This is a genomic window from Roseateles oligotrophus, assembly GCF_025717515.1.
GTDB lineage: Bacteria > Pseudomonadota > Gammaproteobacteria > Burkholderiales > Burkholderiaceae_C > Paucibacter_A > Paucibacter_A oligotrophus.
Genome location: NZ_JAJIRN010000010.1, coordinates 36,057 through 49,403, shown reverse-complemented (window position 1 = coordinate 49,403; position 13,347 = coordinate 36,057). Strand labels below are relative to the sequence as shown.

The window sequence follows — 13,347 nt, the reverse complement described above, 5'->3', positions numbered from 1 at the left end:
ACTTCCGCTCACAAGCTCGGCTTGACCACCATCAAGAAAAAGACGAGCAGCATGGCGGCAAACGCCGGGTAGCCCAAGCCTTCCCACCACCTGACATAACGCCAATAAAGCGCAGGTAGTGCGTCGCCCGAGATTTGCGCGGCTCTTGCCATCGCAGCCATCTGCACTTGCAGCCAGACCACCGGTAGCCAGCACAAGCCGGCCAAGACATAGAGCCCCAAGGACAAGGATATCCACGGGGTGCTCAGCGGCAGGCCGGCCAAATGCGCCAGCCACATGCCGGAGAGCGGCTGCACAAGAACGGCCGGGGTGGTGAACCACCAGTCGGCCTGTACGACCAAACGCGAGACCACGGCCTGTGCGGCGATGTCGCGGCTGCGGTTGGTAAAGAACATATAGAAGGCGGAGCCGAATCCCGTCCCCACCAACAAGACGCTGGACAGGATGTGCAGCCATTTGACCAAGAGGTAGCTGTTCATCGGCTTTCTTGGCGTGCCAGAAAACATAGCAGGGCGGCGATTGGCAGGTTCTTGCTCAAGGGCCCCAGCGGGTGCAACCACAGGTCGGGGCTCAACAAAGTGGCTACGACAGTCATGCCCAGCATGGCTGCCAAGGTGAGGAGATAGACCGGCCGCGAGGGTCTGAACCACAAGGCGGCGCCGAGCAGCAGATCCAGCGCAGCGCCGCCCAGAATCAAAGCACTCGCTAGGCGGAGGTCTGCAACACCCCCGGCCAATAGCAGAACACGGCTTTGGCCTTGCAACTCCCAGATGCTGACCGCGCCCGTCCAGAGCCATACAAACACCAAGCTAAGGCGCAAGCCGCGCGTGTCCGACCTAGCGAGACTCACCACCGGCGCTGCTTGCCTACTCATAGATAGTTCTCTCGCGTTGCCATGCCTCGATTTCATGCGCATGGCTGACCAGGAAGAGCGCTAGACGAGCGAAGCGCTTGCGGGTCTGGCGCTCGAAAATCCACTCCACAAGGGGCCGAGCAAGGCGTGCTATCGCGCTTGGACCCACTGTAAAGTTGTAGCTGTAGATAAGCACCGAATGCCCTGGAGCTTGGTCTTGGTGGCGCATGGATGCGGCCCATCGCCCAAACGGAAAAGATTGACCCAGCATGGAAGCCGCAGCCAAGTGAGGTGGGTCGTACGCTATGAACTGCGTGCGCATAGACAGCCGACTTAGCCAAGCGCTGCCTGTGTTTTCTGTGATCGCGCCAACACAGGGGCAAGGCGCTCCTCCGACGACAAGCGTCGTGCCGACCAAGCTGTCCCACCGATGGCGCCATTGATGAAAGTGGAATGCATCAAAAACGATAGCAGCAGGTGCCGGCATCGCAAAGTTGAAACGCCGATGCGTCATGGCACGCCTACTCCTTCACATCTCTCTTCCACCAGATCCGTCACCATGCCCCACTTTGCGAACTCAGGGCCAAATTCCGCCAGCGTATGGCGGCTCACGCAGGGGTAGGCGCCAGCGGCCATGTGTTCGCCCTTGGCCAAGCGCTTGGCCAGCAAGATGGCGGCCATGCAAGGTATCTCCGGGCCGTGATCCTTGTCCGCTGCGATATGCCAGGCCCGCTTGACCGGCTTTGCATCTGCGTCCAGCCCCGTGGCTCGCACCACCATGCCACCCAGGCGAGAGCCCAGCGGATCGAACAATTTGGCGCTGACATTCAACAGGGCGGCCAAACGGGCAGGCTGTTTGAGCCAGCCGACGCTGCGCAGCCAAGCCAGCAAGGCGAACGCGCGTTGCGACAAGCCGACCTCCAAGGCCGCTCGAAACTCCATGCGCTGGCGCAGCTGATAGTGCGCCGGAAACAGCTCCAGATCGGGGATGTCGCACAGCGCCCCCAACCTCGGCTTCAAGCGCCGAAACAACACCTGCCTGGGCTTGGCCCAGGCGATCTGCGATTGCCATTGGCCCTCGCGCCAAACCTGGATGGGCGCGCCGCAGTAGCTCAGCACCGCGCGGAGGGTCGCCACGCCGCGCGGCGCCGTCTGCGCCGGGGCAATGCAGACGTCCAGCGTGTCGAGCCGCTGCCAACCCTCACAAAGCGTGTCGACAACGGCCGATGAGAGCGCCGGGACGGTGCTGGCGCCGCTGATGGCCAGGCGGTCGGCCGCCACAAAATCCGCATGCAAGGCGCTGGAGAAATCGCAGACAAAGCGCCGTCCGTCGGCCAGGTCGATGTAATGCACACCCGCTCGGGCGCAGGCTCTTGCCACGCCATAGTCTTGGCTTTGAAACGGCCCGGCGGTGTGAATCACAAGCTCGATGTGCCGCTCGCGCAGCACTTGCGCAAAGTCCGCCGCATGCATATCGACCGCCGCGCCCTGTGCGAAGCCGAGCCCTGCGGCGAAGTCCGCCGCGCGTTCGCCGTCCCGTCCGGCAACGGTCAATTCGATGTTCGAGTCCAGCGCCAATGCTCGGCAAATGCGCGCGCCGAAATTGCCATAGCCTCCCAGAACCATCACCTTCAGCGGCATCTTTTCCCTGCCCTTTTGTTTCATGCAGCCCGCACTATAGGCCGAGCGCACAGCCTATCCTGGTCCTTGTCACTCCTGGCCGTATCAAACGACTTGAGCGACAGCCTGGCTGGCTCGACGACCCGGTTTGTGCTCCACTAAGAACTTGTCTGTAAGTAGGTGGGCCGGCTAAGGACGGTAGGCATTTCGGAAAGGTTGATATGACGAAGATTGCGCGCGTATTCGCTGTGCTTTTCTGCGCCGGCTTGAACAGCCTTTTTGGCGCAGCGGCGCTGGCCCAAACCGAGATCACGGTGGTGCGAGGCGACGAGTCCTATCCACCCTTCGAGATGCTGGTCGACGGGCGCTTGACCGGCTTGCACATCGACCTGGTCGAAGCGGCGGCAAGAAAACTCGGCGTCAGCGTCAAATGGGATAGTCTGCCCTGGAAGCGGGCGCTGCGTATGGTCGAGGAGGGGCAGGCCGACGCGGTGACCTATATCACCCGCACCCCAGATCGGGAGGCCTGGGCGATCTTTCAGGATGGCAATGTGCTGAGCAGCTCCGAGGTCCGCTTCATTGTTTTGAAGGAACAGGCGGGCCAAATCACGTTTGACGGAAATTTGGCACGCTTTCTTGCGCAGCACAGGCCCATCGTGGTGCGTGGCTTTGCCTTCGGCAACGTGGAGCTTGACGCACTCAAGAAGCTGGAGGGCAACAATATGCAAGATGTGGTCCGGATGCTGAAGGCTGGCCACTCGGACATTGCGGTCGTTAACTGGGGTGACTTTGTCGGCGCCTTCAAGGGCAAGCCGGAATTGGCCCAGGTGGCCCCGCTCAAGCCCCCCATCCTGTCGCTGCACAACTACATCGCCTTCTCCCGCAGCAAGAAGGACGAGGACTTGGCGCTTCGATTCGCTGCGGCCTTGAGTGAGTACAAAAATACGGCGGAATACGCCGCGCTGTTGCGACGTTACCGGCTTGAGCGCTAGCGGCGGCACGGACTGAGGGTCGGGTTTGCCTGCCCCTCGCTACAATCGCCAGCCTTGTCCCCGAGGGAATCAATCCGTGTCCGATCGCTCCGCCGTGCTGCTGCAATACCTGTTGCCTAAACAGGCCATCACCCGCTTTGGCGGCCTGGTCGCCGGAGCGCGCATGGGGGCGATCACGACCGCCATCATTCGCCGCTTTGTGGCTCGTTACAACGTCAATATGGCCGAGGCGGCCAACCCCGACATCTCCGCCTATCCGAGCTTCAACGAGTTCTTCACGCGTGCGCTGAAACCTGGCGCCAGGCCGCTGGCCGACGCGACGCTGCTGTGCCCGGTGGATGGCCAAATCAGCCAATTCGGCGCGATTGACGGCCAGCAGATCTTCCAGGCCAAGGGCCACAGTTTCACGACCACGACCCTGGTCGGCGGCGATGCGGCGCTGGCCGCGCAGTTCGATGACGGTATCTTCGCCAATATCTATCTGAGTCCGCGCGACTATCACCGCATCCATATGCCGGCGGCCGGGCGTTTGATGCGCATGATTTATGTGCCGGGTGACCTGTTCTCGGTCAACCCGGTGACGGCGCGTGGCGTGCCCGGTCTGTTTGCGCGGAACGAGCGGGTGGTCTGCGTGTTCGAGGGCATTCATGGTCCCTGGGTGCTGGTGCTGGTCGGGGCCACCATCGTCGGCAGCATGGCCACCAGCTGGCATGGTGTCGTCAACCCGCCGCGCCCCGGCAAAGTGGTCGAGTGGGATTACCGGGATCAGCAGATTCAGCTCAAGAAGGGCGAGGAGATGGGTCGCTTCTTGCTTGGCTCCACCGTCGTGATGCTATTCCCCAAGGGGCCTTGGACCTTCAACGCGGCCTGGGTCGGTGAAGATTTGGGGCGGCCGGGGAGTGCGGTGCGGCTGGGCGAGGCGATGGCGAATCGCTGAGGGCAAAAAGAGGGGCAAGGGCTGACCATCGCAGCGAGGCCGGGCAGCAAGGGCTGCAGTCCATGCGAGCCGATTCCCAACTGTCGGCCCCCTGTGGCAGCTCCGGACCAACTGGAGCCATTCAACACCGATGGAATCAGATCGCCGGCAACGAGTTTTGGCTGATTAAGTCGAAGCGGAACAGGCCACCAGTTTGAATTGGATTGCCGAGCAGTGTGCGCGGCAGGCTCTCGGCAAAGCGCATGCCGGGATCGAAAACCACGGGGATATGTTGCTTGCTGCGGTTTGCGTCTGCAACTCTTTCTGCATGGGTTGGAGGGATGACCTGAAATTACGCTTCTTCGTTATGGAATCGGCAGCCAATGAGGCGGGTCTCAGCAGTGTTCCCAGAAATTTTCATTCCAAGGCCGTGCGTCGATCTCGCTGGTCCAAGCAGTCCGAGCCTGACGATGCAGTCCGATCATCAAGTCGGCGACATGGACCGGATCGGACTGCCTCTCCTTGTCCGGATGGTCCGCACCTTCCCGAATGTCTGCGTCGATCACCAAATGCGCGACATGGATGCCCTTGGGCCAAAGTTCACGTGCCATTACCTGGGCGATGGCGCGTTGTCCGAACTTGCCCACCGCCAAATTCAGGTGCCCGGCGCGACCGAGTAGCGAGGAGGTCGAACCGGTCAGGATGATCGTGCCCCGTTGGGCCGGTACCATGGCACGCGCAGCCTGCCTGGCGACCAAAAAGGCGCCCAGACAATTGTGCCGCCAGCCATCCTCGAAGGCTGGCAGTTCGACGTCCATCGCCTCACCTGGCCCGAAGCATTGAAGCGAATAGATCACCAAATTCGGGATCCCGTGGTTGGCCATGACATGCTCAAACAGCCTGGCAATCGACTGCTCATTGGTGGCGTCGCAACCATAGGCGAAGGCAGTCCCTCCCTTTGCGCCAATATCGCGGGCGAGCGGGGTCAGTCGAGCGGCGTTTCGGGAGGCCATCACAACCGCCATGCCCTCATTGGCCAAACGATGCGCAAGGGCGTAGCCCAGTCCGGGGCCGACGCCAACTATCAAGGCGATTTCACGAGCGGCCGGGCTTGGCGAAGGCTCGGGATGTAGAGTCTGCAATGTGCCGGCTTGCAGGCTTCGTGCGCGGGATTCGTGGGGCAAGGCTTGTCGCATCCGGCGTCGCGAGATGGGCGTAACGTGAACCGCACGTTCGAATTTAAAGGCGAATGCAATCGGACCCAGATTGAACTTGCGTAGGCGCTTCAGGTATTTCCATATGGATTGAAGCAAAGAGGGTTTGACATCGACAAGCCTTGGTGAAACGAGGTCAGGTTGCATAATCGCCAATCTCCATGGAGTTTGTGTTGACTTGCGGGCGTTGTCGTCTTGGCATGGACTGCCCAAAAAGTTCAACGGTGCTCGTAACGAGTCGAGGCCACCCTGCCTGAGTCAGCCTAGTCACAGGGTAGACGGCGCCACTTGGCTGACGATTGATTAATCGCAGTTGCGACATTTTTGTGCCTGTCCGGCAAGATAATTTGAATGGCTACATTCAACCGGGCGAGGCGATGGTCAATGGCTAGGAGGATGAACCTTCAGCATCGCAACAAAGGCGCGCAGCGCCGGGCTGCTCTGGCTGCGGCCTGGGTAGTAGAGCGAGAAGCCGGTGCCCGCCGGGCACCAGTCGCCTAAGACTTGCATGAGGCGGCCGGCCGCCAGATGCTCTCGCGCCGCGCATTCATAGACATAGGCAAAGCCTGCGCCTTCGAGCGCCGCCGCCAAGGCCACGCTTTGGTCATCGACCATCAAGGCGCCGCCGACATCGAGGGTTAGCTGTTCCATGGTCTGCCCATTTGCGCGCTCGAACTCCCAACGGAACATCGCACCGCTGGCGAAGCGTTGGCGCACGCAAGGCGCTTGCAGCAGTTCGCGGGGATGGGTCGGAACAGCCGAGCGCGCCAGCAAGGCCGGCGCGGCGACGACGATGAAGCGCTGCGCCTCGCCGAGCGGCACGGCCACCATGTCCAGCGGCAGGCGTTCGGTAAAGCGTACGCCGGCGTCGAAGCCCTGCGCGACGATGTCGACCATCACGTCTTGCGTGTGCAACTCAAAATGCACGGCCGGATGGGCGGCCAGAAAGCGTGCCACGATCGGCGCCAACACCAACCGCGCCGCACTGCGTGGCACCGACAGCCGCAGCGTGCCGCCTATCTCGCCGCTCAACTCGCCCAGGTCCGCATAGGCTTGCTTGATGCTTTGCAAGGCCGGGCCGGCCTGCGCCAGCAGTTGTTCCCCGGCCGCGCTCAGCGCCACGCTGCGGGTGCTGCGCGCCAACAGTGCGACGCCTAACTCTTGCTCCAGTCGGCGCATTGCCTGGCTGACGGCCGAAGGGCTGAGCCCCAGACTCAGCGCAGCGCCCCGAAAGCTGCGCGCCTCGGCAACGGCAAAGAAGATACGCAAATGCTGAAAGTCTGGATCGGCCATGATGGCATTGTCGACGCCATTGTTCAGTCCGGCTGCACAGGGCGTGCAAGACGGCGAGGCTGGCGGTTCACGCATTCGGCGAGCAAGATGCGCAACAGATCAAGCCCTCAGCCAACACAGACATGAATACAAACGTTCTCAAAAAAATTTCCGCCTTCTCCGACGGCCAAGCCGGCGGCAACCCGGCCGGCGTGTTGATCGCCGATCAATTACCCGCTGACGCCGAAATGCAGCGCATCGCCGCCGAGCTGGGCTTCTCCGAAACCGTGTTTGCTCAGCCGCGGGGCAAGGCCTGGCGGGTGCGCTATTTTTCGCCCGAAAACGAGGTGCCTTTTTGCGGCCACGCCACCATCGCCCTGGGCGCTGCGCTGGCGCTCAAGCAGGGTGACGGGCTGTTCGACCTGATCCTCAATAGCGCCACCATCAGCGTCGAGGGCAGGCAGGAGGGGGAGCTTTTCGCAGCGGCGCTGCAATCTCCGCCGACGCGCAGCGCGGCCGCCGATCCGGCCTTGCTGGCGGCGGCGCTGGCGTTGTTCGGCCTTGATGCTGACGATCTGGATCCGCGTATGCCGCCGGGCCTCGCTCATGGCGGTGCCGACCATCTGGTCCTTGCCTTGAAATCACGCGCAAGGCTGGCGGCGATGAACTATGACTTGGACCAAGGAAGAAAGCTGATGCAGGCCGCCGGCTTGACCACCATCCTGCTGGCCTATATCGAGACGCCACAGCTGTTTCACACCCGCAATGCTTTTGCTTCCGGCGGTGTGCTGGAAGACCCGGCCACCGGCGCGGCCACCGCTGCGTTTGCGGGATATTTGCGCGATTTGGGCTGGCCACATGGCGGCAGGATCGACATCGTGCAAGGTGAAGATATGGGCGCGCGCTCGCTCTTGCGGGCCGAAATTCCGGCGGCTGCCGGCAGTTCTATCCGGGTCTCCGGCGCAGCGCGCTTGATGTCATGAGTCACACCACGAGACGCCTCGCCGGTCGGGAGGTTCCCGCCATCGGCCTGGGCCTGATGGGCATGAGCGAGTTTTATGGCGCGCATGATGACGCGGAATCGCTGGCCACCTTGCATGCCGCGTTCGAGTTGGGCCTGCGCCATTTCGACACCGCCGACACCTATGGCGCCGGGCATAACGAGCAATTGCTGGGGCGCTTTGTGGCCGAGCTGAAGCCGGCGCAGCGTGCCGACTTGCTGCTCTCCACCAAGTTCGGCATCAATCGTCCGCCCGGCACCTACGAGCGCCATATCGACAACTCGCCCGCCTATATCCGAGCCGCTTGCGAAGCTTCGCTCAAGCGCCTGGGGCTGGAACAGATCGGTCTGTACTACCTGCACCGGCGCAATCCGGCCGTGCCCATCGAGGTGGTGATGGAGACCCTGGCCGCCCTGAAGGCGGAGGGCAAGATTGCGGCGATCGGCCTGTCCGAGGTCAGCGCGGAGACCTTGCGTCGGGCCCATGCGGTACATCCGGTGGCGGCCTTGCAAAGCGAGTATTCGCTCTGGGAGCGCGCTGCCGAGCAAGAGATGCTGCCGACCAGCGCCGCCTTGGGCGTGGCCTTTGTCGCCTACAGTCCGCTCGGCCGGGCGCTGCTGAGTGCGACGATGCCGGCCACGCAAGACCTGGCCCCGGATGACTTCCGCCGCATGCTGCCGCGCTTCAATGGTGAGGCGGGCGAAAGTAATCGCGCCTTGGCGGAGCGGCTTGCCACTTTGGCGGCGGCCTGGAGCATGCCGGCTTCGCAACTGGCGCTGGCCTGGATTCTGCACAAGCAGCCGCATGTGCTGGTGATCCCGGGCACCCGGCGGCAGACTCACCTGGGCAGCAATTGGGCGGCCTGTCGCATCGACCTGAATGCCGTGCAAATGGCCGCCTTGGATGCCTTGTTTGCGCCCGGCGCGGTGGCCGGCGAGCGCTATACCGAGGGCGGCTGGGTCGGCATCGAGTCGGCTCGGACCTAAGCGGCCGCGTGGCCGGCGCCGCAGGACCATCAGCAACTGGGACAATGTGGACTTGTCAGCCTTTTGCAGAACTCCGAACACCATGAGCCAAAGCGCTATGCCCCGCCCACTCCAACGCGTCCTGACCGGCATCACTACCACCGGCACCCTTCATCTGGGCAACTATGTCGGCGCGGTGCGGCCGGCGATTCTGGCCAGCCAGGAGGCCGGCGTGGAGAGCTTCTTCTTCATGGCCGACTATCACGCCTTGATCAAATGCGATGACCCGGAGCGCATCAATCGCTCACGCCTGGAGATTGCCGCGATCTGGCTGGCGGCCGGCCTGGACACCTCGCGGGTGACCTTTTATCGCCAGAGCGACATCCCCGAAATCCCCGAGTTGACCTGGCTGCTGACCTGCGTCACCTCCAAGGGCCAGATGAACCGCGCTCATGCCTACAAGGGCGCGACCGACGCCAATGCCGCCGCCGGCGAGGATCTGGACGCCGGCGTCACCATGGGTTTGTACAGCTACCCGATCCTGATGGCGGCCGATATTCTGATGTTCAATGCCCACCGCGTGCCGGTTGGGCGTGACCAGGTTCAACACATCGAGATGACTCGCGATGTGGCGCAGCGCTTCAATCATTTGTTCGGCAAGGGCCGCGATTTCTTTGTGCTGCCCGAGGCCAATGTCGAAGAGGATGTGGCCTTGCTGCCGGGCCTGGACGGCCGCAAGATGAGCAAGAGCTATGACAACGCGATTCCCTTGTTTGAAGGCGGCGCCAAGGGGCTGAAGGAAGCAATCGCTCATATCGTCACCGACTCCAAGCTGCCCGGCGAGCCCAAGGAGCCCGAGGGCCAGACTCTGGTGACGATTTACGATGCCTTCGCCAGCGCCGCGCAGCGCCAGCAGTTCCGCGCCGACTTGCGTGCCGGTCTGGCCTGGGGCGAGGCCAAACAGCAGTTGTTCGACTTGATCGACGCCGAGATCGCGCCGCTGCGCAGCCGTTATGAGGCCTTGATGGCGCAACCCGAGTTGATCGAGGCGACGCTGCAAGAGGGCGCCGCCAAGGCGCGTGCGGTGGCCGCGCCCTTGTTGGCGGAGTTGCGGCATGCGGTTGGCCTGCGCAGCTTCGCGGCACCGGCAGCGCAGGTCACAGCGGTCAAGGCGGCAAAGGCGGCGCTGCCGGTCTTTAAACAATTCCGCGAGGCCGATGGGCAGTTCTACTTCAAGCTCAACGCCGCCGACGGCAGTCCGCTGCTGCAAAGTTTGGGCTTCGCGGGTGGACGCGATGCCGGGCAATGGGTGGCGCGCCTGAAGCGCGAAGGTGCTGCCGCCCTGGCCGAGGCGCCGGTGCAACTGGCTGCGGGCGTGGGCGCTGCTGCGGTGGCCGGGGCCTTGGCCGCGCTTCAAGCGAGCGACGCCGAATGATCAATTGCCATCAAAAGAGACTTAGAGGCTTGACTCTGATCAGCCACATACCCGCATAAACCCGCTAGGCTGTGGAGGCAACCTTGGCTAGCCTTTATCTCTGAACCTCAGAGACCTAACGGAGACAACCCCATGCCGACCATTCCCGCCGATAGCTTGGCCTTGCAGCGCTTTTATCATTGGGAGCGCACCCTGGGTTCTCGTGTCGCCTTGACTCAGCCCATGGGGGCCGGGGTCGTGCAGGAGTTCACCTGGGCCCAGGTGGCCGATCAGGTGCGGCGCATGGCCGCGCACCTTCAAGCGCAAGGCAAGGCCCAAGGCTGGGAGCCCGGCGCCAAGGTGGCGATTCTGTCGAAGAACTGCGCCTGGTGGTTGATGAGTGACTTGGCTATCTGGATGGCCGGTTATGTGTCGGTGCCGCTATATCCGACGCTGGCGTCCGAGACCATTCGGCAAATCTTGACCCATAGCGAGGCCAAGGCTTGCTTCGTCGGCAAGCTCGATGGATGGTCCGGCATGAAGCCCGGCATACCCGAAGGGCTGCCTTGCATCAGCTACCCGCTTTCACCGGACGATGCCAAAAAGTCCTATGAAGGCTGGGATGCGATTTGCGCGCGCAATCAGCCGCTGGCGGGCGAGCCTATTCGCCAGGCCGATGACTTGGCCACGCTGATCTACACCTCGGGCACCACCGGCGCGCCCAAGGGCGTGATGCATTCCTTTGGCGCGTTCGCCTGGGCGCTCAGCGCCGCGCTCAAGCGCATTCCGATGAGCGCGGACGACCGCATGCTGTCCTACCTGCCGCTGGCCCATGTGGTGGAGCGCGTGCTGGTCGAGCATGGCTGGCTGCGCACCGGCTTTGCGGTCTACTTTGCCGACAGCCTGGACACCTTTGCCGCCGATCTGCAGCGCGCCCGGCCGACCATCTTCTTCTCGGTGCCGCGCCTGTGGGTCAAGTTCCAGCAGGGCGTGCAGGCCAAGATGCCGCAGAAGAAGCTCGATTTCCTGCTCTCGCTGCCCATCATCGGCGGCCTGGTGCGCCGCAAGATCATGAAGGCGCTGGGCCTGGACCAATGCCGGATCGCCGCCGGCGGCGCGGCACCGATGCCGGTCGCCTTGCTGCAGTGGTATCGAAAGTTGGGCCTGAATATCTGCGAAGGCTACGGCATGACCGAGAACCTGGCGGTCTCGCACATCACGCTGCCGGGCGAGGATCAGATCGGCACCGTCGGCCCGGCCTATGACGGCATCGAAACCCGCATCGATCCGGCCTCGGGCGAGTTGCTGATGCGCAGCCCCGCTTTGATGCTGGGTTACTACAAGCAGCCCGAGTTGACCGCCGAGGTGATCACCGAAGACGGCTGGTTGCGCACCGGCGACAAGGGGCAGATTGACGCCAAGGGCTTGTTGCGCATCACCGGCCGGGTCAAGGACCTGTTCAAGACCAGCAAGGGCAAATATGTGGCGCCGGCGCCGATCGAGGATCGCCTGGGCCAGCACCCTTCTGTTGAGGCCTGCGTGGTGACGGGTGCCAGCATGGGTCAGCCGGTCGGCGTGGTGATGCTGTCGCCGGATGCCGCCGGCCATAGCGGCACGGCGGCCGAGCGCGCCGAACTCAGCAGCAAGCTGAGTGCGCATCTGGATGACATCAATGCCAAGCTCGACCCGCATGAGCAACTCGACTGCCTGGTCGTCATCAAGACACCCTGGACGGTGGACAACGGCTTCATCACGCCGACCTTCAAGATCAAGCGAAATCGGGTCGAGGAGGTTTACGGCCCGCAACTCGAGGGCTGGGTGAGCGAGCGCAAAAAGGTCGTGTTCGGCGACTGAAATTTGAGCGCCGGGTGGCGCTCTATCTATCATCGCCCCATGCCCATCCCCCTCGCTCCGCCCGCAGACCTCATAGCAGCCACCTTAGACGGTGCTTTGCGCGGCGGCGTGGTCGTTTTGCTGGGCTTGCTGGGTGCCAACTTGCTGCGCGGAGCGGCCATTCGTCGCGGCAGCGCCGCCGTCTTGGGGGCCTTGCTGGCCTTGGGCCTGATCGTGCAGGTCATCAGTTCCGCTCCGCTGTTTGAAGCCGGCGTGTCCGGCCTGGGGCAGGCGCCCTGGGTCGCGGTGTCGGTTGGCAATGCGCCGCTGTTCTGGTTGTTTGCCCGCGCGCTGTTTGATGATGAATTTGTTTTGAGCCCCAAGCATGGGCTGATTTGGCTGGCGACGGCGCTCTTGAGCTTCCTGAACTGTGCTTGGTTGGCCGGTCAGACCCAGCATTGGCCGCTGGCCGCCGCTGCCGTGCTGCTGCAGCGGCTCTTGCCGCTCTTGTTCGGCGCGTTGATCGCGTTGACGGCGCTGCGCCATTGGCGGGGTGATCTGGTCGAACGGCGGCGGCGCCTGCGGGCTTTCGTCGTGATCGCCGGCGGCGCCTATATGGCGACGATGGTGGCCGTGCGTCTGCAGGCACCGCAGGGCAGGCTGTCGGGTTTGTCGGCCAGCCTGGACATGGCCGGCTTGTTGCTGATCACGCTGGTGCTGGCTTGGGGCTTGCTGCGCTTGCCGGTGACGGGCTTGCTGGCCGCGCCGCCAGACTCGACCGAAGCCGCGCTTGAGGCGCCCTTGACCGATGCTGCAAGCGCGCCCGCTGTGCAGGAGACCCCCGATGCGGCCGAGCAGGCCTTGCTGATGCGCTTGCAGCGCTTGATGCTGGAGGAGCGCTTCTATCGCAGTGAAGATCTGACCCTCGCCCGCTTGGCCGAGCGCATGCAATTGCCCGAGTACCGCTTGCGCCGCTTGATCAATCAGCGCCTGGGTCAGCGCAACTTCAGCAGTTTCGTCAACAGCTACCGCGTGGATGAGGCCCGAGCGGCGCTGACCGCGCCTGCACGGCGTTCGACCGCGGTGCTGACCATCGCCTTGGAGGCGGGCTTTCAGTCCATTGGCCCCTTCAACCGCGCTTTCAAGGCCGCCACCGGCCTGACCCCGAGCGAATACCGCCAACAAGCGCAGGCCGATTCCTGAAATCGGCCTGTGCGAAAGCTGCAATCGCGGCTTTCGGCCAGACCGACGGGCCGGCTTTTGCCAT

At 63.2% G+C, this 13,347-nt stretch carries 14 protein-coding genes; 7 read left to right on the top strand and 7 right to left on the bottom strand.

The window, feature by feature from the left end; all coding sequences use genetic code 11:
* Positions 1–8: 8 nt before the first annotated feature.
* Genes LNV07_RS21130 through LNV07_RS21115 form a run of 4 tightly spaced genes read right to left on the bottom strand, consistent with a single transcriptional unit; the run spans position 9 to position 2,518 of the window.
* Positions 9–479, bottom strand: coding sequence for a DUF2269 family protein (locus LNV07_RS21130; protein WP_263573174.1), 471 nt, complete (start codon positions 477–479; stop codon positions 9–11).
* Positions 476–874 (bottom strand): DoxX-like family protein, encoded by a 399-nt coding sequence (locus LNV07_RS21125; protein WP_263573173.1) that lies wholly within the window; start codon positions 872–874, stop codon positions 476–478. Before LNV07_RS21125 ends, LNV07_RS21130 begins: the two co-directional genes overlap by 4 nt.
* Positions 867–1,340 carry an SRPBCC family protein gene (locus LNV07_RS21120; protein ID WP_263573375.1) on the bottom strand — a complete coding sequence of 158 codons (474 nt, stop codon included), beginning with the start codon at positions 1,338–1,340 and terminating at the stop codon, positions 867–869. The genes LNV07_RS21125 and LNV07_RS21120 overlap by 8 nt, the downstream gene beginning before the upstream one ends.
* Before the next feature lie 23 nt (positions 1,341–1,363).
* Positions 1,364–2,518: a saccharopine dehydrogenase family protein gene (locus LNV07_RS21115; protein ID WP_263573172.1), complete on the bottom strand. Its 1,155-nt coding sequence runs from the start codon at positions 2,516–2,518 to the stop codon at positions 1,364–1,366.
* A gap of 176 nt (positions 2,519–2,694) precedes the next feature.
* Between LNV07_RS21115 and LNV07_RS21110 the strand changes: the two genes are divergently transcribed.
* Positions 2,695–3,465: a substrate-binding periplasmic protein gene (locus LNV07_RS21110; RefSeq protein WP_263573171.1), complete on the top strand. Its 771-nt coding sequence runs from the start codon at positions 2,695–2,697 to the stop codon at positions 3,463–3,465.
* A gap of 76 nt (positions 3,466–3,541) precedes the next feature.
* Positions 3,542–4,402 carry an archaetidylserine decarboxylase gene (asd, locus tag LNV07_RS21105; RefSeq protein ID WP_263573170.1) on the top strand — a complete coding sequence of 287 codons (861 nt, stop codon included), beginning with the start codon at positions 3,542–3,544 and terminating at the stop codon, positions 4,400–4,402.
* Positions 4,403–4,538: 136 nt separating this feature from the next.
* Here asd and LNV07_RS21100 read toward each other — a convergent pair whose 3' ends face one another.
* The 3 genes from LNV07_RS21100 to LNV07_RS21090 all read right to left on the bottom strand — a co-directional run bounded on the left by LNV07_RS21100 (position 4,539) and on the right by LNV07_RS21090 (position 6,888).
* Positions 4,539–4,664 carry a hypothetical protein gene (locus LNV07_RS21100; protein ID WP_263573169.1) on the bottom strand — a complete coding sequence of 42 codons (126 nt, stop codon included), beginning with the start codon at positions 4,662–4,664 and terminating at the stop codon, positions 4,539–4,541.
* A 112-nt stretch (positions 4,665–4,776) separates the two neighbouring features.
* On the bottom strand, positions 4,777–5,742 hold the full coding sequence (locus LNV07_RS21095; RefSeq protein ID WP_263573168.1) for an SDR family NAD(P)-dependent oxidoreductase: 966 nt from the start codon (positions 5,740–5,742) through the stop codon (positions 4,777–4,779).
* Between the two features lie 234 nt (positions 5,743–5,976).
* Entirely contained in the window at positions 5,977–6,888 is a 912-nt protein-coding gene (locus LNV07_RS21090; RefSeq protein WP_263573167.1) for a LysR family transcriptional regulator, read from the bottom strand.
* A 122-nt stretch (positions 6,889–7,010) separates the two neighbouring features.
* Here LNV07_RS21090 and LNV07_RS21085 point away from each other — a divergent pair, with 122 nt between their 5' ends.
* The 5 genes from LNV07_RS21085 to LNV07_RS21065 all read left to right on the top strand — a co-directional run bounded on the left by LNV07_RS21085 (position 7,011) and on the right by LNV07_RS21065 (position 13,283).
* Positions 7,011–7,850, top strand: coding sequence for a PhzF family phenazine biosynthesis protein (locus LNV07_RS21085; RefSeq protein ID WP_263573166.1), 840 nt, complete (start codon positions 7,011–7,013; stop codon positions 7,848–7,850).
* Positions 7,847–8,854 (top strand): aldo/keto reductase, encoded by a 1,008-nt coding sequence (locus LNV07_RS21080; RefSeq protein WP_263573165.1) that lies wholly within the window; start codon positions 7,847–7,849, stop codon positions 8,852–8,854. Before LNV07_RS21085 ends, LNV07_RS21080 begins: the two co-directional genes overlap by 4 nt.
* A gap of 97 nt (positions 8,855–8,951) precedes the next feature.
* Positions 8,952–10,268 (top strand): tryptophan--tRNA ligase, encoded by a 1,317-nt coding sequence (locus tag LNV07_RS21075; RefSeq protein ID WP_263573164.1) that lies wholly within the window; start codon positions 8,952–8,954, stop codon positions 10,266–10,268.
* A gap of 132 nt (positions 10,269–10,400) precedes the next feature.
* A complete protein-coding gene (locus LNV07_RS21070) occupies positions 10,401–12,101 on the top strand; it encodes an AMP-binding protein (RefSeq protein ID WP_263573163.1) in 1,701 nt (566 codons plus the stop codon).
* Between the two features lie 39 nt (positions 12,102–12,140).
* Positions 12,141–13,283, top strand: coding sequence for a helix-turn-helix domain-containing protein (locus LNV07_RS21065; RefSeq protein ID WP_263573162.1), 1,143 nt, complete (start codon positions 12,141–12,143; stop codon positions 13,281–13,283).
* Positions 13,284–13,347 lie beyond the last annotated feature (64 nt).

Excerpts from the sequence above, each read along its gene's own strand:
- LNV07_RS21130 (WP_263573174.1), bottom strand. The coding sequence starts at position 479 with ATGAACAGCTACCTCTTGGTCAAATGGCTGCACATCCTGTCCAGCGTC.
- LNV07_RS21075 (WP_263573164.1), top strand. The coding sequence starts at position 8,952 with ATGCCCCGCCCACTCCAACGCGTCCTGACCGGCATCACTACCACCGGC.
- LNV07_RS21120 (WP_263573375.1), bottom strand. The coding sequence starts at position 1,340 with ATGCCGGCACCTGCTGCTATCGTTTTTGATGCATTCCACTTTCATCAA.
- LNV07_RS21080 (WP_263573165.1), top strand. The coding sequence starts at position 7,847 with ATGAGTCACACCACGAGACGCCTCGCCGGTCGGGAGGTTCCCGCCATC.
- LNV07_RS21110 (WP_263573171.1), top strand. The coding sequence starts at position 2,695 with ATGACGAAGATTGCGCGCGTATTCGCTGTGCTTTTCTGCGCCGGCTTG.
- LNV07_RS21115 (WP_263573172.1), bottom strand. The coding sequence starts at position 2,518 with ATGAAACAAAAGGGCAGGGAAAAGATGCCGCTGAAGGTGATGGTTCTG.
- LNV07_RS21065 (WP_263573162.1), top strand. The coding sequence starts at position 12,141 with ATGCCCATCCCCCTCGCTCCGCCCGCAGACCTCATAGCAGCCACCTTA.
- LNV07_RS21095 (WP_263573168.1), bottom strand. The coding sequence starts at position 5,742 with ATGCAACCTGACCTCGTTTCACCAAGGCTTGTCGATGTCAAACCCTCT.
- LNV07_RS21070 (WP_263573163.1), top strand. The coding sequence starts at position 10,401 with ATGCCGACCATTCCCGCCGATAGCTTGGCCTTGCAGCGCTTTTATCAT.
- LNV07_RS21125 (WP_263573173.1), bottom strand. The coding sequence starts at position 874 with ATGAGTAGGCAAGCAGCGCCGGTGGTGAGTCTCGCTAGGTCGGACACG.
- LNV07_RS21085 (WP_263573166.1), top strand. The coding sequence starts at position 7,011 with ATGAATACAAACGTTCTCAAAAAAATTTCCGCCTTCTCCGACGGCCAA.
- LNV07_RS21090 (WP_263573167.1), bottom strand. The coding sequence starts at position 6,888 with ATGGCCGATCCAGACTTTCAGCATTTGCGTATCTTCTTTGCCGTTGCC.